Annotated in this window: 14 protein-coding genes; 8 read left to right on the forward strand and 6 right to left on the reverse strand. The window is 67.3% G+C overall.

Features of this window, described 5'->3' with window-relative positions; translation table 11 throughout:
* Window positions 1-178: 178 nt before the first annotated feature.
* A complete protein-coding gene (locus Y958_RS23285; protein WP_088874349.1) occupies window positions 179-1,894 on the reverse strand; it encodes a thiamine pyrophosphate-dependent enzyme in 1,716 nt (571 codons plus the stop codon).
* Between the two features lie 245 nt (window positions 1,895-2,139).
* On the opposite strand from Y958_RS23285, the gene Y958_RS23290 reads away from it, so the two are divergent.
* Both Y958_RS23290 and Y958_RS23295 read left to right on the forward strand, forming a co-directional pair.
* Entirely contained in the window at window positions 2,140-3,765 is a 1,626-nt protein-coding gene (locus tag Y958_RS23290) for a fumarate hydratase (protein WP_088874350.1), read from the forward strand.
* A 264-nt stretch (window positions 3,766-4,029) separates the two neighbouring features.
* Window positions 4,030-5,634 (forward strand): hypothetical protein, encoded by a 1,605-nt coding sequence (locus tag Y958_RS23295; RefSeq protein ID WP_088874351.1) that lies wholly within the window; start codon window positions 4,030-4,032, stop codon window positions 5,632-5,634.
* Window positions 5,635-5,704: 70 nt separating this feature from the next.
* Here the strand turns inward: Y958_RS23295 and Y958_RS23300 are convergent, their stop codons facing one another.
* Both Y958_RS23300 and Y958_RS23305 read right to left on the reverse strand, forming a co-directional pair.
* Complete coding sequence (locus Y958_RS23300; RefSeq protein WP_186291575.1) at window positions 5,705-7,768, reverse strand: MHYT domain-containing protein; 2,064 nt, start codon at window positions 7,766-7,768, stop codon at window positions 5,705-5,707.
* Window positions 7,769-8,069: 301 nt separating this feature from the next.
* Window positions 8,070-8,312 carry a hypothetical protein gene (locus Y958_RS23305; protein WP_145727530.1) on the reverse strand — a complete coding sequence of 81 codons (243 nt, stop codon included), beginning with the start codon at window positions 8,310-8,312 and terminating at the stop codon, window positions 8,070-8,072.
* Window positions 8,313-8,759: 447 nt separating this feature from the next.
* Here Y958_RS23305 and Y958_RS23310 point away from each other — a divergent pair, with 447 nt between their 5' ends.
* Entirely contained in the window at window positions 8,760-9,800 is a 1,041-nt protein-coding gene (locus tag Y958_RS23310; protein WP_088874354.1) for a Gfo/Idh/MocA family oxidoreductase, read from the forward strand.
* Between the two features lie 102 nt (window positions 9,801-9,902).
* On the opposite strand, the gene Y958_RS23315 is transcribed toward Y958_RS23310, so the two are convergent.
* Entirely contained in the window at window positions 9,903-10,325 is a 423-nt protein-coding gene (locus tag Y958_RS23315) for an organic hydroperoxide resistance protein (protein ID WP_088875190.1), read from the reverse strand.
* A gap of 238 nt (window positions 10,326-10,563) precedes the next feature.
* On the opposite strand from Y958_RS23315, the gene Y958_RS23320 reads away from it, so the two are divergent.
* Window positions 10,564-11,085, forward strand: coding sequence for a MarR family winged helix-turn-helix transcriptional regulator (locus Y958_RS23320; RefSeq protein ID WP_425600692.1), 522 nt, complete (start codon window positions 10,564-10,566; stop codon window positions 11,083-11,085).
* Window positions 11,086-11,088: 3 nt separating this feature from the next.
* Here the strand turns inward: Y958_RS23320 and Y958_RS23325 are convergent, their stop codons facing one another.
* Window positions 11,089-11,952, reverse strand: a complete 864-nt coding sequence (locus Y958_RS23325) for a LysR family transcriptional regulator (RefSeq protein WP_088874355.1) — start codon at window positions 11,950-11,952, stop codon at window positions 11,089-11,091.
* 154 nt (window positions 11,953-12,106) lie between these two features.
* On the opposite strand from Y958_RS23325, the gene Y958_RS23330 reads away from it, so the two are divergent.
* Window positions 12,107-13,138: a zinc-binding alcohol dehydrogenase family protein gene (locus tag Y958_RS23330; protein ID WP_088874356.1), complete on the forward strand. Its 1,032-nt coding sequence runs from the start codon at window positions 12,107-12,109 to the stop codon at window positions 13,136-13,138.
* 196 nt (window positions 13,139-13,334) lie between these two features.
* Here Y958_RS23330 and Y958_RS23335 read toward each other — a convergent pair whose 3' ends face one another.
* Window positions 13,335-15,143 carry a class I SAM-dependent methyltransferase gene (locus tag Y958_RS23335; RefSeq protein ID WP_088874357.1) on the reverse strand — a complete coding sequence of 603 codons (1,809 nt, stop codon included), beginning with the start codon at window positions 15,141-15,143 and terminating at the stop codon, window positions 13,335-13,337.
* A gap of 229 nt (window positions 15,144-15,372) precedes the next feature.
* On the opposite strand from Y958_RS23335, the gene Y958_RS23340 reads away from it, so the two are divergent.
* From Y958_RS23340 to Y958_RS23350, 3 genes are all read left to right on the forward strand, one after another.
* On the forward strand, window positions 15,373-16,611 hold the full coding sequence (locus Y958_RS23340) for a glycosyltransferase (RefSeq protein ID WP_088874358.1): 1,239 nt from the start codon (window positions 15,373-15,375) through the stop codon (window positions 16,609-16,611).
* A 189-nt stretch (window positions 16,612-16,800) separates the two neighbouring features.
* Complete coding sequence (locus Y958_RS23345) at window positions 16,801-19,005, forward strand: peptidase domain-containing ABC transporter (protein WP_244909663.1); 2,205 nt, start codon at window positions 16,801-16,803, stop codon at window positions 19,003-19,005.
* Window positions 18,965-20,332 carry an HlyD family type I secretion periplasmic adaptor subunit gene (locus tag Y958_RS23350; RefSeq protein ID WP_244909664.1) on the forward strand — a complete coding sequence of 456 codons (1,368 nt, stop codon included), beginning with the start codon at window positions 18,965-18,967 and terminating at the stop codon, window positions 20,330-20,332. Before Y958_RS23345 ends, Y958_RS23350 begins: the two co-directional genes overlap by 41 nt.
* Window positions 20,333-20,362: the final 30 nt, after the last annotated feature.

Here is a 20,362-nt window from a genome sequence, read left to right on the forward strand (position 1 = left end):
CGCTGGCGAAACCAGCGTGGTCGGAAATCAGTCGCTTTTCTAAGAAGGCGCGGGGTGCGCGCGGCTGGCGGCGGTGGCCTTTTTGACGGCGTGGCTCCCTGCCTGCGATAGTAGGCGCGGCGCCACTGGCCGGCCTGTGACCAACCGGTGGCAATCAACCTTTGGCTGCGCGCCCGGATCAGGGGCGCACCGCCCCCTCCAGCAGTTCGAACACCTCGCTTCCCCGGCCCGCCAGGATGCCCTTGGCGGAATAGAGGGCGGTGCCCACCACCTGGGCCATTTCCACCTTGGGCGGCATCACCAACTCATACCGGTCGACCTTCACATCCAGCAGGGCGGGGCCGGGGGTGGACAGCCAGTCGCGCACGGCGTTGTCCAGGTCCTGCGGCCGTTCCACGCGGCGCCCCCAGAGGCCGATGGCCTCCGCCACCCGGGCGAAATTGGGATTTTTCAGGTCGGTATAGGCATCCAGCAAGCCCTCCACCTTCTGTTCCAACTCCACGAAGCCCAGCGAGCCGTTGTTGTACACCACCACCTTGATGGGCAGGTTTTCCTGCACCGTGGTCAGCAGATCGCCCATCAGCATGGCCAACCCGCCGTCGCCGGAGAGGGAGATGACCTGCCGGCCGGGGAAGGCGGCCTGGACGCCCAGGGCTTGGGGCATGGCGTTGGCCATGGTGCCGTGGCTGAGGCTGACGACAGTGCGATTTTGGCCCGTGGCCGGCACATGGCGCAGGCACCACACCATGGGCGACCCGCCATCGGCGGTGTAGACGGCGTCAACGGCGGCGTGGCGGGCCACGGTCTCCGTCAGGTATTGCGGGTGGATGGTATCGCCCTCGCCGGCCACGGCGCGCTTCTCCAGCTTGGCATCGGCCTTGGCGGCATGGTCCAGCGCCGCGTTCAGGAAGGTGCGATCCTCACGCGGGGTCAGGCGCGGCAGCAGCGCCTCCAGCGTCGGCGCCACATCGCCCACCACGCCCAGGTCCACGGGGTGGCGACGGCCCAGGTGGGCGCCGTCGATGTCCACCTGGATGATGGTGGCCTTCTGCGGATAATACTGCCGCCAGGCGAAGTCGCAGCCCAGCAGCAGCAGGGTGTCGCAGTCCATGAGCGCCTGGTAGCCGCCGGCCGTGCCGAAGATGCCGGTCATGCCCACGTCATAGGGGTTGGCCGGCTCCAGAAAGTCCTTGGCGCGGGAGGTGCGCGCCACCGGCGCCTGCAACCGTTCCGCTAGCGCAACGACCTGGTCGTGGGCGTTTTCGCATCCCGCGCCGCCATAGATGGCGATCTTGCCGCCGGCGTTCAGAAGCTCGGCCATGCGGTCCAACTCGCCATCGCTGGGCCGCACCACCGGGCGCGTGCGGTGGGCGGTGAAGGAAGGTTCCTCCGGCGCGTCGGCGCTGGAGACGTCGACGGGCACGATCAGCACGGCCACGCCGCGCTTGGTCAGCGCCGCCTGCGCCGCCATGGCCGTCATGCGCCGCGCCTGGGTGGGGGTGCGGACCTCTTCGCAAAAGACGCTGGCGGCCTTGTACACCGCCTTGAAGTCCACCTCCTGCGGGAAGTCGAAACCCAGCTCGTCCCGCGTAATCTGGCTGGCGATCAGCACCACGGGGGCGCGGTTGCGGTGGCTTTCATACAGGCCGTTGATGAAGTGCAGGCCGCCCGGTCCGCACGATCCGGCGCACAGGGCCAGCTCGCCCGTCAGCAGGGCGTCGGCCCCGGCCGCCATGGCGCCCGCCTCCTCATGGCGCACATGGATCCAGCGCATCTCGCTGCGGCGGATGGCGTCGGTGACATGGTTCAGGGTGTCTCCCGGCACGCCATAACAACGCCGGGCGCCGGCGTCGAATAGGGTTTCCACGATGATGTCGGCGACGCTGCGGCTCATGCCTCTTCCTCCTCTGTGGACGGGGCAATAACGCCGGAAGGGGGCAGGAAGGTTCCGGGTGCGGCGAAGCCGCGCATGCTGGTTGGCCGGACTGGTTGGGGTGTCAACATAAGGGGGACGTGTTGCGCGCGGCGCAGATGACAGGGGCGGACGGGTGGCGTAAGGTCCCCGCCGGCCACGGGAGCCGCCCGTGACCAGGGTCCGCCGGAACGCACCGGCCGGGCCGGATTATCGGGAGAGCCCCAATGCCAGACGTCGGCGGTGAAAGCCGGGAGTTCACGCTGTTCCCCGTGGCCAAGGACGCCACCAGCTACCGCAAGCTGACCAGCGACTACGTGTCGACCACGACCTTCGACGGGGAAGAGGTTCTGAAGGTCGAGCCTGAGGGCCTGCGTCTGCTGGCCGAACAGGCCTTCATCGACATCAACCACCTGCTGCGCCCCGGCCACCTGGCCCAGCTGCGCGCCATCCTGGACGATGCCGAGGCGTCGCCCAACGACCGCTTCGTGGCGCTGGACCTGCTGAAGAACGCCTCCATCGCCGCCTCGGGCATCCTGCCCATGTGCCAGGACACCGGCACCGCCATCATCATGGGCAAGAAGGGCCGCCGCGTTTGGACCAAGGGCGGTGACGAGACCGCGCTCGGCAGTGGCGTGCTGGACGCCTACGCCAAGCGCAACCTGCGCTACAGCCAGGTGGCGCCCCTGTCCATGTACGAGGAAAAGAACACCCGCACCAACCTGCCGGCGCAGGTGGACATCTACGCGGAAGGCGACGACGCTTATAAGTTCCTGTTCATGGCCAAGGGTGGCGGTTCGGCCAACAAGACCTTCCTGTTCCAGGCCACGCCCTCGGTGCTGGCACCCGACCGGCTGCTGCCCTTCCTGGAAGAGAAGATCAAGTCGCTGGGCACTTCGGCCTGCCCGCCCTACCACTTGGCCATCGTCATCGGCGGCACCAGTGCCGAGATGAACCTGAAGACGGTGAAGCTGGCCTCGGCCCGCTATTACGATGGCCTGCCCACCCAAGGCTCGGAAAGCGGCCACGCCTTCCGCGACCTGGAGATGGAGGCCGCCGTCCACAAGCTGAGCCAGACCATGGGCATCGGCGCGCAGTTCGGTGGCAAGTACTTCTGCCACGACGTGCGGGTCATCCGCCTGCCGCGCCACGGCGCCTCGCTGCCCATCGGCATCGGCGTGTCGTGCTCGGCCGACCGCCAGGCCCTGGCCAAGATCACCCGCGACGGCATCTTCCTGGAGGAACTGGAGCACGATCCCGCCCGCTTCCTGCCGGAGATCGACGACAGCCAGCTGGCGGGCGAGGTGGTCAAGATCGACCTTAACCGGCCCATGTCGGAAATCCGCGAGACCCTGTCGCGCTATCCCATCCGTACCCGCGTCTCGCTGACCGGCCCGCTGATCGTGGCCCGCGACAGCGCCCACGCCCGCCTGCGCGCCGGGCTGGAGGCGGGGCAGCCGCTGCCGGATTACTTCAAGAACCATCCCATCTATTACGCCGGCCCTGCCAAGACGCCGACGGGCTACGCCTCCGGCTCCTTTGGGCCCACCACGGCCGGCCGCATGGACAGCTTTGTCGACCAGTTCCAGGCGGCGGGCGGTTCCTTCGTCATGCTGGCCAAGGGCAACCGCAGCCCGGCGGTGCGCGAGGCATGCAAGAAGCACGGCGGCTTCTACCTGGGCAGCATCGGCGGCGCCGCCGCCCGCCTGGCCCAGGATTGCATCAAGAAGGTGGAATGCATCGCCTTCGAGGATCTGGGCATGGAAGCCATCTGGCGCATCGAGGTGGAGGACTTCCCCGCCTTCGTCGTCATTGATGACAAGGGCAACGACTTCTTCCAGGAATTCACCTGATCCGGAAGGTGTTGCGGCCCATACGCGACTTGAGGAAGGCCGGTCCCGTCGGGATCGGCCTTTTTCTTCAAACCGTGCAAACCCGCGCGGCCGAACTGGCACGCCGCCTGGGAGTTATGGGTGAAGCCACCGCATCGACCGCGGATTGAAGTTCCCGGCGTTTCCACCATTATGCGTATGCCAATCGGGCGGCCTTAGCCTTTTCTTAACCACGCGCCTTCTAAGCTGCGGAAATTGGATCGGGACAGCATGGAGGCAGTTGCCATGCCGGGGTTGTTGAGCCGCATCATCGCCTGGTTTTCGGAAGAGCCGGCGCCCGGCGCCGGGCGTGGCATGATGGTTCCCAGTCCCGATGCCGCCCTTGATCTGGGCACCGGTGGCTTGGCCCCGGACGAGGTTGTCTTCCGCCAGCGTCTCAAGGCCGTGCTGGGGCCGCGCAAGGCCGCCGCCGCCGGCTGTGTCCAGTTCGTCGGCCTGGAAAGCCTGAAGGAAAAGCTGGGGCCGCGCTGGAACGGGGTACAGGCCAGGGTGCACGGCATGATCGAGAAGCTGTTGCGTCAGAACCTGGCGGCGGATGACGTCTTTTATGGCTACGGCACCGAGACCTACGTGGTGGTCTTCGCCCGGCTGAATCCCGTCCATGCCGGCCTTGTGTGCGCCAAGGTGATGCAGGAGTTGCAGCGCCTGCTGTTGGGCGAGCCTGACCTCGCCAGCATCGTCGTACGCACGGCCGCGCGCGAGGCATCGGGCGACCTCGTGCTGAAACCCGAGCGGCTGGCTGACCTCCTGACCAGGATGGTGGCGCAGATCCAACCCACGGCGCCGCTGGCGGCGGCCGGCGGTACGGCCGAAACACCGGAACAGCCGCTGTCCTCGCGCCGGTCCCTGGCGCCTCAGCCAACGTCGCAAGCCCTCCTTTCGCAGTCGCCCCCTTCGCAGTCTCCGCTGTCGCAGGCCCCGGTTTCGCAGGCCCCCCTGTCGCAGGCGCAGGCTGCGGCCGCGCTGGCCGAAGTTGGGCAGGGACGGGCCGTGGCCGCGGCCACCACCAAGGGCGGCGACGATGACCCCTGGGCCCATTTGCGCCCGGTGTTGGGCCCGCTGGAGGTGGTGTACCGCCCCGTGTGGGACGTGCGGGGCCAGGCGCTCAGCCTCTACATTGCCAGCCCCCGCCGCCAGCGGGTGGGCGGGCGCCATCATGTTTATGGCTATGACACGCTGACGCCACCGGCCGGCGGTGTCGCCTCCGCCGGCACCGCCAACGGGTTGCAGGAAATCCTGGATCTGGATCGCGAGACCCTGCGGCAGGCGGTGGACGCGTATCTGGAGCTGTACGATAACCGTTTCCGCTATTACCTGGCCCTGCCGGTGCATTTTGAGACGCTGGCGGGAACGGGCCGCCGCCGCGCCTATCTGGATCTGGCCAGCCATATCCCGGCCCATCTGCGACCCTTCATTACCTATCAGCTGATGGGGGTGCCGGACGGCGTGCCGGTGGGCCGGCTGACCGAACTGGTCAGCGCCCTGCGGCCCCTGGGCCGGGGCGTGACGGTTTGCGCGGACTTGTCACTCCAGGCCCAGGCCACCTTCGCCGCCGCGGGCGTGAAGGGGGTGAACGTCTCCCTCGGCGGCTTCGTCCCGCGCGGCCGGCTGGTCCAGGATCTCTATCTCGCGGGGGCGGAGGCCCGCCGTCGCGGGCTGCACATCCTGGTCGACGGCATCGACACGCCGGAGATGGAACAGGTGGCGGAAGAAGCGGGCTGCACCTTCATGACGGGCGACCTGATCGGCCCGTGGGTGGATTTCCCGGGCCATGCCACCCGCCTGTCACGCTCCGACGTTCTCGACCAGGCCCTGCCGCTGGACCGCTGAGCGGTCCATTGCCGGTTCTGCCCGGTGAACGGCGCGGATCCGGTAAACGTTCTTGACCAGGTCGGTGGCGTCAAACGGCATCGACCGGCTCCATCGCGTCGGCCAGGGCCTCCATGAACTCCTGCACGTTCAAGGGCTTGGTCAGGTACCGGCGGAATCCCGCGCGCAGGCCCTTTTCTATTTCACGGGGCAGGGCGTTGGCGCTCAACGCCAGGACGGGAATGTCGCGGGTTTCCTCCCGGTCCCGCAGCCGGGCCAGCACGTCGAAGCCGCTCATGCCCGGCAGGTTGATGTCCAGCACGATGACGTCGGGCTGATGGCCCATGGCCAGATCCAGGCCCGTCACCGGGTCGGCGGCGATCAGCAGCTTGGTGGCGGGCACGGTTTCCATCAGGTCGCGCATCAGCTGGATGTTGGACGGGTTGTCCTCGACATACAGCATGGTGCGGGGCCGGGTCTGGGCCAGCGGGTTGTTTTCGGCGCCTGGCGCGCGCGGTTCGGGGGCCATGTTCAGCGCCACCGGCAGGCTGACGGTGAAGGTGCTGCCCTCGCCCAGCACGCTGGCCACCTCGATCGTGCCGTCCATGGCCGACAGCAGCCGGCGGGTGATGGTCAGGCCGATGCCCGTGCCCGGAATGTCGCTGTATTCCTGGCCCAGACGGTTGAAGGGCTGGAACAGGTCGCCCAGCTTGTCGGGCGCGATGCCTTCGCCGGTGTCCTGCACGCACAGCGACAGGCGGCCCGGCGCCGGCGCGGCACCCAGGGTGACGCGCACGGTGCCGCCGGGACGGTTATACTTCACGGCGTTGGACAGCAGGTTGCTGACCACCTGAACCAGGCGGGTGCGATCGGCCAGGACGGGCGGCACCACCTCGGGTAGGACGGCGGTGATGGTCACCCGCGCCTTTTCCGCCACCGGCTGCAAGGCGTTCAGCACATCCTCCACCACCAGGCGGGGATCCACCGGTTCCAGCGACAGCGTCAACTGCCCAGCCTCGATACGGGCCAGGTCCAGCACCTCATCGATCAGACGCAGCAGGTGGTTGCCGTTCTTGACGATCTGCTGAACGCCCCGCTCCTGCTTGGGCGTCATCGGCTCGCGCGCCTTGTTGTATTCCATCAGTTGGGCGAAGCCGAGGACGGCGTTCAGCGGCGTGCGCAGTTCATGGCTCATGCTGGCCAGGAACTCGGACTTGGCCTGGTTGGCGGCCTCGGCCCGGCTGCGGGCGGCGGCCAGGTCGCGGGTACGCTCCGCCACCGCTTCCTCCAGCCCCTCGCGCACGCGCAGCAGTTCCTCCTCCGCCCGCCGGCGCTCCTCCACCTCCGCCTCCAGGGCGCGGTTGGCGGCCTTCAGGCGCTGGGCTTCCCGCTCGGCGGCGGCGTTCAGGCGGCGGTCGGCGAATGCGGTCACCAGCGCCAGCATCAGCAGGCCGTAGGTGGCGCCGGCGACGATGATGGCCAGCGGCCCGCGATCCACATCCGCCGGGGCGGGGGCCAGTGGGTCCAGGGTCAGCACCGTGGCCGTCATGCCGGTGTAGTGCATGCCGCAGATGGCGACGCCCATGATCAGGGCGGCCAGCGCGCGGTGCCAGCCATGCTTCAGGCTGACGGACAGCATCAGGGCCACCGTGGCGGCGGCCACGGCGACCAAGACGGACAAGGCGAACAGGTCGGGGCGGTAGGCGATCCGGCCCGGCACCTCCATCGCGGCCATGCCGGTGTAATGCATGACGGCGATGCCCAGGCCCACTACCGTGCCCGCCAGGGTGAAGCGGGTGACGCTGGTGCGGCCGTGGCGCACCGCCTCCAGACCCAGGGCGACGAAAACGATGGCGGTCACCAGCGATGCCAGGGTCAGCGTGGGCTCCCACGCCACAGGCAGGGCCACCTGGAAGGCCAGCATGCCGATGAAATGCATGGCCCAGATGCCGCCGCCCAGCGCACAGGCCGCGCCCAACTGCCAGGCCAGGCGGGACCGGCCGGTCGAACCGGTCATGCGTTCCGCCATGTTCAGGGCGACGAAGGAGGCGAAGACGGCGGTCAGGTATGACAGCAGCACCAGCCATGGATTGTGGCTGAAGGCGACGCCTTGATCATCGGTGCTGAAGCATAAACCCGGGAAAACCACCCGCATAGACATGCCCCCAAATGTTCCGCCCCAAGTGCTTCGCGTGGCGACGCGGACGGCGGGCGCCGAAATCCCCCCGGCGCGTCATGTTCTTGGCGGAACCACCTGGCCGCGGCCGATGGTTCTGCTGGAAAAACATTAAGGGATTATACCATCGTGCCGGTGGGGCACCACGCCTTGAATGCGTTATTGCCTGGGAACGGTATATAAAGCGTTACCGCTGCCGGCGGTCAGGGGGCCATGATCGGATACGGCCCGCGCGCCACCCTGTGGCCTGCGCCGCCACGGCGATGCTGGCGTCCGTCGTTTATATCACCCAGCCTTGGGGGTTCAGGATGGGTTTGGCGTCGATGGCGCGGGTCAGGGCCACCACCACCCGCACGACGGCCCAGATGCTGCCGATGAACAGGGTGATGAATTCCATGCCCACCACCCGTAGCGCCAGGGCGCAGAGGGCGAACAGCACGCAGATCCAGAAGGTGCGGATGGCGAAGGTCATGTGGCCTTCATAAATGGTGCCCGCGAACTCCGGCCGCTTGATGTAAGCCATGACCAGGCCCAACGGAAAAGCCCCCAGCAAATAGAGCAGATGAACAAGGATGGACCACAGCCGGGCTCTATCGCCCTGGGTGGGCGCAGTAGGGGTGGGCGCGGTGGCGGGAGTCCCGGCAAAGCTCATCACGCGTCCTTTGGAATGGGTGAATACAAGATTAGGGCTTCGGAACAGAAATTCTGAAATATGACTTCAGAATAGGCATTTGATGAAGGGGAAAATGGCCGCCGCCATTCCAGTATCGATACGTGCGACGCCTTCCTTGAAAAGTCATATAGGGCCAACGTGCTTGCGCGCCACCAAATTTGAGAATTTCGATTGGAAATTATGGGTAAGGTTGCGGTGTTAATTCATTAATAGGCAATTTTGTTTGATTTCAGGGCGCTGGATACTGTAAATCGCAGATTAATGCAGTGTTCCCACTTTGAAGGAGGAGCGTAGACGATGATTGGCACCGCCCTGTGCGCCTATGGCCTGTCCGGCCGGGTGTTCCATGCCCCCCTCATCCTGGTGGAACCAGCCCTGTCGCTACATGCCATCCTGCGGCGCTCCGGCGCCGATGGGACGGAGCCGGCCGGGGCCCGCGTGGTCACGGACTTCCAGGCCATCCTGGACGACCCGGCCGTTGAGCTGGTGGTGGTCAACACGCCCAACGCCCTGCATTTCCCCATGGCCCAGGCGGCGCTGGCGGCGGGCAAGCACGTGGTGCTGGAAAAACCCATGACCATCACCCTGGAAGAGGGGCGCCAGCTGATGGCCCAGGCCCAGGCGGCGGGCCGCCTGCTGGCCGTGTTCCACAACAAGCGCCTGGACGCCGAATACCTGACCCTGGGCCGGCACCTGGCCGCCGGCGACCTGGGCCGCCTGGTGGAGGTGGAATGGCACTACGACCGGTACCGCGCCCATGTGACGCACAAGGCCTGGAAGGAGGATGAGCAGCCGGGCGCCGGCACCTGGTTCGACCTGGGCGTCCATCTGGTGGACGGCATGCTGCGACAGTTCGGCCGCCCCCTGTCGGTGGCGGCGGAGATGCGCTCCCTGCGCCGGGCGGAGGGGGCGACCGATTATTTCGACGTCCGTTTCCGCTATGCCGACCACCGGGTCATCCTGCGATCCAGCACCTATGTGCGCGAGCCGGGGCCGGTGCTGGTGGCCCATGGCGACAAGGGTTCCCTGGTCATTCCGAAGGGCGACGTCCAAGAGGCGCAAATGGCCGCCGGCGTGAAGCCTGGCGACGCGGGCTGGGCCGTGGTGACCACCCCCGCCCTGCTGCATACCGAGCGCGCCGGCGTGGTGGTGCGGGAGGAGGTGGCGCTGGAGGCCGGCCGCTACCAGGACTTCTACCGCAACGTGGCGGACGCCCTGGCCGGCCGGGCGCCCCTGGCCTTTGGACCGGGGCCGGCGTTCGAGGCCCTGGCCCTGGTCCATCGCGCCATCGAGGCGGCGCGCCAGCCTGGCCTGCCCTGCGACATCGCGTACGAATAGGCACGCAACTGGCTGATGGAATGGAAAAGGCCGGCATCGCGATCAGGCGACGCCGGCCTTTCCTTCAAGGCGCCGGGAGGGGGCCGCCGCCTTGAAGTCCCCTTAGGCGACGTTCAGGCGAACGTCCAGGTTGCCGCGGGTGGCGTGGGAGTAGGGGCACACGATGTGGGCCTGCTGCACCAGGCTGTTGGCGGTTTCGGCGTCGATGCCCGGCAGCGTGATGGTCAAGGCCACGTCCAGGCCGAAGCCGGTGCCGTCCTCACGCGGGCCGATGCCCACCTGGGCGCTGACGGTGGCGTTCTCCGGCACCTTCACCTTGGCCTTGCCGGCCACGAACTTCAGGGCGCCCAGGAAGCAGGCGGAATAACCGGCGGCGAACAGCTGCTCAGGATTGGTGCCGTTGCCGCCAGCGCCGCCCAATTCCTTGGGCGTGGTCAGCTTGACATCCAGGATGCCGTCGACGGACTTGGCCTGGCCCTCACGGCCACCAGTGGCGGTAGCGGAAGTGGTGTAGAGGATGGGCATGATCATCTCCGTAGTTTCAACTGGTTGGGTTAACTTTTGGGGCTGGTCCCGCCGCGCTTCGGCTGGGTCATCGGCGCCGGTGAGATGAGAATTGCGCGATAACGAATTGCGCACAATTCGTCAGTTGGCATGATGGCTATGCGCAAATCGATTGCGCGCAATTCGTGATGGGATGTTAGCCTGCCGCAGATCAGGCGCCCATTTCCCTGGGCGCCGCTGGACTAGTGAGGGCGTCATCATGGCCCAAGACCACCAGGACACCACGCATCAAGGTATGGGGGGCATCGGGGCCGGCAAGGGCTCATCCGACCAGGCAGCCTTGCTGAGCAACCAGTTGTGCTTCAGCATCTATTCCGCCGCCCACCTGTTCAACCGCACCTATAAGCCGCTGCTGGACCGGCTGGGCCTGACCTATCCCCAGTACCTGGTGATGCTGGTGCTGTGGTCCGGGGACGGGCTGACGGTGAAGGCCATCGGCGAACAGCTGGATTTGGATTCCGGCACCTTGACGCCCTTGCTGAAGCGGCTGGAGGCGGCGGGCCTTGTCAGCCGTCAGCGTGACCCGCAGAACGAGCGCCTGGTGCGCGTCACCCTGACCGGGGCTGGCCGCGCATTGCGGGATCACCTGGGTACGGTGCAGGAGGCCATCCTCTGCGCCACCGGGCTCAACCTGGACGGCCTGAAGGCACTGAAGACCCAGGTGGATGAGCTGCGCGCCGGCCTGGCGGCCAATCTGGGCCCGGCGGACCGGGACGACTGAAGCCTAGCGGCCCATCGCCTGCGCCATGTGATCGAGGAACGCGCGGATACGCGGCGTGCGTTGGGCGTCGCGATGTACGCCGGCCCAGATTTCGCGCGGCGGGGCGGGGCTCGGCGTATCCACGGCCACCAGTCCACGTGCCTGGGCCATGACATGGGGCAGGGCGGCCAGCCCCGCGCCGCCGGCGCAGGCCACGGCCTGCAGGTCGCGGCTGTTGGTCCGAAGGGCGTGCCGCGCGTCATGCGCCAGGGCCAGCAGCCAGGGCAGGTCGCCCAAGCCGCCGAAGCTTTCGTTCATCAGGATCAGGCTGTGGCCGGCGGCCCCCCGGGCGAAATCCGGCGTGCCGTGCCGCGCGAGATACGCCGGTGCCGCATAAAGGCCGAAGCCCACCATGGCCACCCGGCGCTGCGCGATCTCGTTCTGGTCGAAGCGGTGGAAGCGGAAGGCGACGTCCGCTTCCCGCCGGGTCAGGCTGTACAGCCGGGCGTCGGTCACCAGCTCCACCGTGATGCCGGGGTGGGCGTCGTGGAAACGTGCCAGATGGGGCCCCAACAGCCACTGTCCCACCCATTCCGGGGACGTGGCGCGCACCGCGCCCTCCAGCCCCACGTCCAGGCCGGTGGCGGCCCGTTCCGCCGCCAGCGCCTCAGTTTCCATGCGCTCCGCCCCGGCCACCAGGCCGGTGCCCGCTTCGGTCGGGACATAGCCGGTCGGCGTGCGCTGGAACAGGCGGGTGCCCAGCCGGGCTTCCAACGCTTCCAGCCGTCGCCCCACCGTGGGCTGGCTGACGCCCAGTTGGCGGGCGGCGCCCGACAGGGTGCCGTGCCGGGCGATGGCCAGGAAATACCGCAGATCGTCCCAATCCACCGGACCTCTCCCATCGATGTCTATTCATAAATGAATAGCGTGTCTTTGGTTCTGTCAATTGATGATCAGAAGAGAATAGGCGACCTTCGGGATGTGCAGGCCGCCACTAACGGCGGCATCGTTCCCAACCCCTTGGCCAACAAGGTCACTCATCATGAAAGCCGTCGGTTACTATCAGAACCAAGCCATCGACCAGGCCGACAGCCTGGTGGATCTGGAGCTTCCCATCCCCGTGGCCACCGGCCGGGACCTGCTGGTGCGGGTGGAGGCCGTCTCGGTCAACCCCGTGGATACCAAGGTCCGCCGCAACGCCGCCCCGGTGGAGGGCACCGCGCGCATCCTGGGCTGGGACGCCGTGGGCACGGTGGTCGCGATCGGTCCGGAGGTGACTCTGTTCAAGGCCGGTGACACCGTGTTCTACGCCGGCGCTCTGGAGCGCCCCGGCACCAACGCCGAATTCCATCTGGTGGATGAGCGCCTGGTGGGTCCGAAGCCCGCCAGCCTGACGATGGCGGAGGCCGCGGCCCTGCCGCTGACCAGCATCACCGCCTGGGAAATGCTGTTCGACCGCATGGGCGTGGCGCGGCTGCCGGCCGGCGCCGGGAATGACGGCACGGCCGGCGTGCTGCTGATCGTGGGCGGTGCCGGCGGCGTCGGCTCCATCGCCACCCAGCTGGCGCGCGAGCTGACCGGCCTGACCGTCATCGCCACCGCCTCGCGGCCTGAAACGCGGGCGTGGAGCCTGGCCATGGGCGCCCATCACGTTATCGACCACCGCCAGCCGCTGGAACCCCAGGTGCGCGCTATCGCGCCCGGCGGCGCCACCCATGTCATGAGCCTGACGGCGACGGAGCAGCACTTCCCCGCCATCGCCGCCCTGATGGCGCCGCAGGGCAAGCTGGCCCTGATCGATGATCCCGCTCAGCCGGTGGACATCACCCTGCTGAAGCGCAAGAGCATCTCCCTGCATTGGGAGTTCATGTACACCCGCTCCATGTTCCAGACGCCGGACATGATCGCCCAGCATGAGCTGCTGCGCGAGGTCTCGCGCCTGGTGGATGCGGGTGTGCTGCGCACCACGATGACCCAGGATTTGGGGGGCGTCAGTGCCGCCAACCTGCGCCGGGCCCATGCCGTGGTCGAAAGCGGCACGGCCCGGGGCAAACTGGTGCTATCCGGCTTCTAATCGGTCTAAGGCTGGCCTGGGTCGCGCCCCGGGCCAGCCGGGTTGCCATAACCAACCCTTGTTCCATCAGGAGGCCGGCGATGCACCGGGTCCCCACACGGCGGAGCATTGCCCGCCGCATCCTCGACGGGTTCATCCTGGCCGGCCGGCGCTGGTTCACCCGCCGCCCGGCGGAATTGTGGCCGCCCCTCTGACCTCAGGCGGCCAGCCGCTGCCGGAGCCGGCGATACAGCCGGATGGGTAGCGGGTAGCGGGATTCCGCCATCAGGGCCAGGGCGGCGGCCACGGGCGCGTCCTCATGCCAGGACGGGTCGCCCCAGCGCTCGTAGACGCGGGCCGCCAGGCGATGGGCCCGCAGGCGCACCAGGCGGATCAGGGCCACCTTGGCGCACAAGGTGACCGTGTCCGGCCAATCGCGCAGCAGCGGGTCGTTCACCGCCTGGTCCAGCAGGGCCAGGACCTTGGCCGGCTTACGATTGCTGCCGATGGTGTCGATGGCCGTCTGCCTTGCCGCCTGGTAGGCGGCGGGGCGGGCCAGGTTGATCAGGCGGGTGACGCAATCGTCGCCCGGCAACACCGCGACCGGCTGGTCCAGGGTCTCCGCCTGCCGCATGCCCAGGGTGGCCAGGGTGGCCTTCAGGTCGGCGCGCAGCGCGTCCCGGTCCGTGGGGGTCAGCATGAAGCCGGTGGTGGAGTCCGTCGCTTCCACCAGGGTCAGCAGGGGCCGGATGTCCGCGCCCTGCACCGCCAGGTTTTGCAGGGCCAGGCGCAAGGCGGCGGGGATGGCGGTGCCGGCCTCGCCATTATCCATGCTGAGGCGCTGCAGTACCCGGCGCAGCGTCACACCCGCCAAGACAGCCGCGGCGGCGTAGCAAGCCGACCGGGCGGCATCATTGTCGGCGTTGTTGACCAGGATGGACTTGAAATGCAGCGAGGTCATCAGGTTGCCGGGCTCACGCCGGGTGAATTCCTCAAGGTCCACCGGGTTGGGCGGCACCACCAGGCTTTCCGGGTCATCCAGGTCGATGCCGAAGCGGGCGCGGACCTGCTCCACCATCCGCTTGAACACCTCCTGCGCCTCCTCGGGGAAGCCGAAGTTGACCAGTTCCTTGAACAGGCGGTAGCGGAAGCCGTTCTCCAGCCGGTCGTACTTGGGCAGGCGCTCAGGCGTCAGGCGCCGGCGCAGGTATTCGCGCAGCAGGGCGCGGTCGCAGCCGTCCCTGACCCCCGCGGGCAGCGGCACGCGCGAGGCGTGGATGCGCAGGATGCCGGCGACGGGCGCCACGCTGACATGGGTGAAGCCTGCCGCCCGCAGTGCCGTTTCCATCGAGGCGACGGTGAACAGGGTCATGTGCGAGCCGGGGCTGATGATCGGCCACATCATGGAGGCCGGCGTTTCCGGCTTCAGCACCCCACCATCCGGCGTGGTCAGGACCAGGATGCCCGTGTCGTTCAGGCCCCGGCTGAGCGTTTTCAGCAAGGGAACCGGGTTCGGCACATGCTCCAGCAATTCGAACGCGGCCACCACGTCATAGGTGACGGGCAGGGGCGTGTCTTCGGTGAAATAGTCCGGGATGATGTCCAGGCCCAGCCATTGGCGGCCCAGCTCCGACGCGCGGGAGGGGTCGTAGCCCTTGGCTTTCCAACCCAGCGCCACCTCGACATAGTCGCTGATGAAGCCGATGTTGGCGCCGATGTCCAGCAGGCGGCCTTCACCCGGCTTCAGCCAGCCCATGGGCTCCAGCATCACGTCCAAGCCCGCGCCCATTTCCAGGTACAGGTCCGTGGCGGCGATGAAGATGCCGGTGTCGTGGCTGTAGTCGCCCACCGTCCGGTCCGTGGAGAAACGGACGGTGCACCGCCGGCAGCACAGCAGCACCCAGTCCGGGTCGTGCGGCCCTCCCCAGGGAACGGTCAGGGTTGGCGCATGGGGGCCGGCGTCGCCACAGACCGGGCAGGGGGCCGCGATAGTCGGGGCGTCGGCGGAGGGCCAGCGGATATCCATGCGAAATGTTTCCGTTCTGCAATGCGGCCCCCCGCCTTATGGCGTGGCAGGGGCTGTCCGTCCGGTTGTGCCCGAGGGCCGGCGGATTTGTCCAGCGCCCGTCTGCGGCGGATGGGCGTGACCCAATCGGCGTGGACCCGATCGGCGTGGACAAGTCCGGCGATCATCCATGAGAATGCGCGACGGGCCGGGGGGTGCTGGCGGCCGGGATGATGGGAAGCGCACAGGCATGTTTCGGGTTTTACTGCTGCATAAGGACTTTCCCGGCCAGTTCCGCCCATTGGCCTTGTCATTGCTGGCCGATCCACGGGTCGAGGTGCGCGGACTGGGACAGCGGGAGGAGTGGCTGCTGCCGGGGCTGACCCCGCAGCTTTATCGCGACATGCCGGCCGTGGCCGCCGGCACCCATCCTTATCTGTTGAGCGCCGCGGACCATGTCATCCGCGGTCAGTGCGCGCTGCGGGATGCCGTGGGAATGGCGCAGCAAGGATATCGGCCCGATTTGATCATCGGCCATTGCGGTTTCGGCGATACGCTTTATCTGAAAGACTTGTGGCCGGACGTTCCGCTGGTTGGTTACTTTGAGTTTTACTATCATAGCCGAGGGGCGGACGTGGGTTTCGACCCGCTCTTCCCTGTCACCCTCGACGATCTCGCCCGTGTGCGCACGCTGAACGTCGTCAACCTGCTGGGGCTGGAGGCCGCGGATTTGGGCGTCTGCCCGACCGAATGGCAGCGCTCGCTTCATCCGGTCGCCTTCCGCGACCGCCTGCAGGTCATGCATGAGGGAATAGACACCGACCTGGCCTGTCCCGGACCGGTGCCGGCCCTCGCCCTGCCCGACGGCACGGTCCTCACGCAGGGGGACGAGGTAGTGACCTACGTGGCGCGGGACCTGGAACCTTACCGCGGCTTCCACGTCTTCATGCGCGCGCTGCCGGAAATCCTGAGGCGGCGGCCCCGGGCCCGGGTGGTGGTGGCCGGCGGCGATGGCGTCAGCTATGGTCCGCCCCCCGCGGGCGGGGGCTCTTGGCGCGAGCACCTGCTGGCGGAGGTGGGGCCGGCGCTGGAATCGAGCCGTGTGCATTTCCTGGGGCCGGTGGACCACGGCCGATTTTTGGACCTGATGCGCTTGTCCAGCGCGCACGTCTATCTCACCTATCCCTTCGTGTTGTCCTGGTCGATGCTGGAGGCCATGGCCTGCGGCGCCTTGCTGGTGGCCTCCGACACGCCGCCGGTGGCGGAGGTGGTGCGGGATGGGGTGAACGGGCTGCTGTTCCCGTTCTTCGACACGGGCATGCTGGCCAGCCGGGTGGTGGAGGCGCTGGATCGCGGGCCGGCGCTGGCACCCCTGCGGCAAAGGGCGAGGGAGACGGTGAGGGCGCGATTCGACGCCCGCACCCAGGCTGTTCCCGCCTGGCGCCAGGCCCTGGCGCGGTTCGGATGTCCTGCGCCGGCAGGAATTTAATTCGTCGTTTCATTTAAATGACGCGTTAACGAGGCAGAAAATCCGGACAAGGCATATGTAGAATTTGCCGTTTCTTTTATGAGTGCGCTAAGGTCGCGCGCAAAGGGGGTCGGCCCCTGCCCGAAAGGGGAACAGGCCGGCATAATGGGGTTCTGTACGGCGGATGACGTGAGCGCAGATTCATCGACCATGAACGGGGCCATCGTGGACCACACGATGCTCACCGCATTGCTGCTTGTGGCGCAGCACCACGGCGTCCATCTCTCGCGGGAGCAATTGGTCCGGACCTATGCCGAGGGGGAAGGCGAGGTCAAGCGCGCCGTCCTGGTGCATGCCGCCGACGAAAAGGGCTTCCAGGCCCGGGCCGTCCGCATGAACTGGCGGCAGCTGATGCGGTTGGGCCGGGCGGTCCCCGCCATCCTGTGCCTGAAGGATGGGACGGCCCTGGTGCTGACCGGCGTGTCGCCCAGCGTTTCCCCGCCCATCATCTATGTTCGCGAGCCGGGCCAGGCCAACCAAATCCGTCCGCTGGACGAGATCGCGCTGGATGAGATCTGGGCCGGCGACGTCGTCCTGTTGAAGCCGAAGAATACCGAGGCGGAGGAGCGGGGCCTGTTCGGGCTCGGTTGGCTGATGGGTGAAGTGCTGCGGGAGCGCCGCATCTTCCGCGACGTGGGCTTGGCCGCGCTGATCATGAGCTTTTTCGCCCTGGTGCCGCCGCTGGTCTACATGGTCGTGGTCGACCGCGTCCTGGTGCACCAACGCATGTCCACCATGGTGGTCCTGGCCGTCGGCGTGGGGTTCGTGATCCTTTTCGACACCGTCTTCGGGTGGCTGCGCCGCTACCTGGTGGCGGAGGGCACCGCCCGCATCGACGGCCGCCTGACCGCTTTCGTCTATGACCGCCTGCTGGGCTTGCCCATCGAGGTGTTCGAAGGCCTGTCCACGGGCCTCATCAACCACCGCCTGAACGAAATCTGGCGTGTGCGCAACTTCCTGACCGGCCAGCTGTTCGGCACCGCGCTGGACACGTTGACCCTGATCATCATCATCCCGGCCATGTTCTTCATGAACGCGATCCTGAGCCTCTGGGTGCTGGGCATCGCCTGCGTCATGTTCCTGGTCGTCCTGCTGTACATGCCGGTGATTGGCCGTTACCACGGCAAGGTGGTGGAGGCGGAGACCCGCAAGAACTCTTTCATGATCGAAAGCATCCACGGCATGCGGACGATCAAGTCGCTGGCGCTGGAAGGCAGCAAGCGGCGCGGGTGGGACATGCGGGGCGCCCAGGCGGTGAAGGCCCATCGCAACTTGGCGCTGATCGCCAACCAGCCCCAGACCATCCTGCAGCCGCTGGAGAAGCTGACCTATTCCGGCACCCTGCTGCTGGGCTGCTACATGGCGCTGTCATCCAACCAGGCGGCTCTGGCTGGATCGCTGGTGGCGTTCACCATGCTGGCCAGCCGCGCCACCCAGCCGTTGGTCCAGATCGCCGGCATGCTGCAGCAGGTGCAGGAAGTGCGCGGCGCCGTGACGCAGGTCGCCTCCATCGTCAACATCCCGCCGGAAGAGCTGCGGTCGGACCACGGCCTGCGCCCCCGGTTCCATGGGCACATCAGCTTCGAGGATGTCAGCTTCCGCTACCCCGGCGCCCAGAACAAGGCGCTGGACCGCGTCACCGTCGACATCCCGCGGGGCAGTGTGGTCGGCGTGATGGGGCGCAGCGGCTCGGGCAAGACCACCGTAACCCGCCTGCTACAGGGCCTACACCAGGATTACGATGGGCTGATCAAGATCGACGGCGTCGATTTGCGGCAGATGGACATCAGCCACTTGCGTTCCAACCTGGGCGTCGTGCTGCAGGACAACTTCCTGTTCAGCGGCAGTGTGCGTGAAAACATCGGTGCCGCCCGGGCCGACGCCTCGTTCGAGGAGATCATCGAGGCCGCCCGCATGGCCGGCGCCGAGGAGTTCATCGAGCGCCTGCCGCGCGGCTACGACACCTTCCTGGCCGAGGGGTCGACCAATATCTCCGGTGGCCAGCGCCAGCGCATCGCCATCGCCCGCGCCCTGCTGGTCGATCCGCCCATCCTGATCCTGGACGAGGCGACCAGCGCCCTGGATCCGGACAGCGAAGCCATCATCAACAGCAACCTGCAGCGTATCTCCGAAGGCCGGACGATGGTGGTCATCTCCCATCGCCTGACCTCGCTGGTGGATTGCGATATGATCGTGGTGATGGAGCGCGGACGGGTCTACGACGTCGGCACCCATGAAGAATTGCTCCAGCGGTGCGATATCTATCGCCACCTCTGGTTCCAGCAGAATCGCCATCAATCTTCCGGAGTTCCCAATGAGCGCGCGCTCTCTGGTCCCGACGCCCCGCGGGAGTGACGCCGTCGTCGCCCAGGCGATCAACGACTTCCAGTCGGAGATCGCCGCGGTCGTGGGCGCCCCATATCCCAAGCCGGTGCGCAGCACGCTGTACACCCTGTCGGCCATGGTGGCCGTCGCCCTGATCCTGATTTCCGTGGTGAAGCTGGATGAGGTGGTGACGGCCCCCGGTAAGGTGGTGTCGCGCACGCCCAGCATCGTGGTGCAGCCGCTGGACACCTCCGTTGTCCGGTCCATCATGGTGCGGCCGGGGCAGGAGGTGAAGAAGGGCGACCTGCTGGTGACGCTGGACCCGACCTTCGCGTCCGCCGACGCCTCTCAGCTGCGCGACCAGGTGGCGTCGCTGACGGCCGAGGTCGCCCGCCTGGAGGCGGAGCAGGCCAAGGGGGTCTACGATCCCGGGGCGGAGCCGACCACGCAGGCCGCCTTGCAGCTGTCCGTCTGGCGGTCGCGCCAGGCGGAGTACAAGGCCAAGCTTGCGAACTATGACCAGAAGATCGAGTCAGCCCAGTCCACCATGGTGCGCAGCCAGCGGGACATGGAGTACTTCAAGTCCCGCGTGGCGGTGACCTCGGAGATCGAGGACATGCGCGCCAAGCTGGAAAAGAAGGAATACGGCAGCCGCTTGAACACCCTGCTGGCGCAGGACAGCCGCACCGAGATGATGCGCAACCTGGCCAGCGCCGAACAGCAGGCGCGGTCGGCGTCGCACGACCTGGAGGCCTTGAGATCGGAGCGGGACTCCTTCCTGCACCAGTGGCAGGCGGACCTGGCCCAGGATCTGTCGAGCAAGCGGACGGACCTGCAGAAGGCTAGGGACGACCTGTCCAAAGCGGAACGCCGCAACGATTTGGTGGAGATGCGCGCCATCGAGGACGGTTCCATCCTGTCCGTGGGCGACATTTCCGTAGGTTCCGTCGCCAAGACCGGCGACATGCTGGTGACCCTGGTGCCGGCCAACGCGCCCCTGGAGGCGGAAGTCGACCTGGACGGTGCCGACCAGGGCCACGTCAAGCTGGGCGATAAGGTTGAGATCAAGCTCGACGCCTATCGCTTCGTCGAGCATGGCACGGCCAAAGGCATCCTGCGCAGCGTCAGCGACGACAGCTTCACCCGCCAGGATAACGGCCAGCCGACCACGCGGCGATTCTTCCGGGGACGGATCGAAATCACCGAGGTCAAGCTCTACAATGTCGGCAAGGACGGCGTGCACCTGGTCCCGGGTATGCCCCTCAGCGCCGACATCATGGTGGGGCGCCGCACCATCCTGATGTACCTGATGGAAACGGTGCTGCGTCAGGCGTCCGAGGGGATGCGCGAGCCTTGATCGGCATCCATTCAAATGGCATCTGGGGGA

It is taken from the genome of Nitrospirillum viridazoti CBAmc (assembly GCF_000730165.1).
Lineage (GTDB): Bacteria > Pseudomonadota > Alphaproteobacteria > Azospirillales > Azospirillaceae > Nitrospirillum > Nitrospirillum viridazoti.

Excerpts from the sequence above, each read along its gene's own strand:
- Y958_RS23305 (WP_145727530.1), bottom strand. The coding sequence starts at position 8,312 with ATGGCTTACATCAAGCGGCCGGAGTTCGCGGGCACCATTTATGAAGGC.
- Y958_RS23330 (WP_088874356.1), top strand. The coding sequence starts at position 12,107 with ATGAAAGCCGTCGGTTACTATCAGAACCAAGCCATCGACCAGGCCGAC.
- Y958_RS23295 (WP_088874351.1), top strand. The coding sequence starts at position 4,030 with ATGCCGGGGTTGTTGAGCCGCATCATCGCCTGGTTTTCGGAAGAGCCG.
- Y958_RS23335 (WP_088874357.1), bottom strand. The coding sequence starts at position 15,143 with ATGGATATCCGCTGGCCCTCCGCCGACGCCCCGACTATCGCGGCCCCC.
- Y958_RS23340 (WP_088874358.1), top strand. The coding sequence starts at position 15,373 with ATGTTTCGGGTTTTACTGCTGCATAAGGACTTTCCCGGCCAGTTCCGC.
- Y958_RS23300 (WP_186291575.1), bottom strand. The coding sequence starts at position 7,768 with ATGCGGGTGGTTTTCCCGGGTTTATGCTTCAGCACCGATGATCAAGGC.
- Y958_RS23315 (WP_088875190.1), bottom strand. The coding sequence starts at position 10,325 with ATGCCCATCCTCTACACCACTTCCGCTACCGCCACTGGTGGCCGTGAG.
- Y958_RS23290 (WP_088874350.1), top strand. The coding sequence starts at position 2,140 with ATGCCAGACGTCGGCGGTGAAAGCCGGGAGTTCACGCTGTTCCCCGTG.
- Y958_RS23350 (WP_244909664.1), top strand. The coding sequence starts at position 18,965 with ATGAGCGCGCGCTCTCTGGTCCCGACGCCCCGCGGGAGTGACGCCGTC.
- Y958_RS23345 (WP_244909663.1), top strand. The coding sequence starts at position 16,801 with ATGAACGGGGCCATCGTGGACCACACGATGCTCACCGCATTGCTGCTT.
- Y958_RS23310 (WP_088874354.1), top strand. The coding sequence starts at position 8,760 with ATGATTGGCACCGCCCTGTGCGCCTATGGCCTGTCCGGCCGGGTGTTC.
- Y958_RS23285 (WP_088874349.1), bottom strand. The coding sequence starts at position 1,894 with ATGAGCCGCAGCGTCGCCGACATCATCGTGGAAACCCTATTCGACGCC.
- Y958_RS23320 (WP_425600692.1), top strand. The coding sequence starts at position 10,564 with ATGGCCCAAGACCACCAGGACACCACGCATCAAGGTATGGGGGGCATC.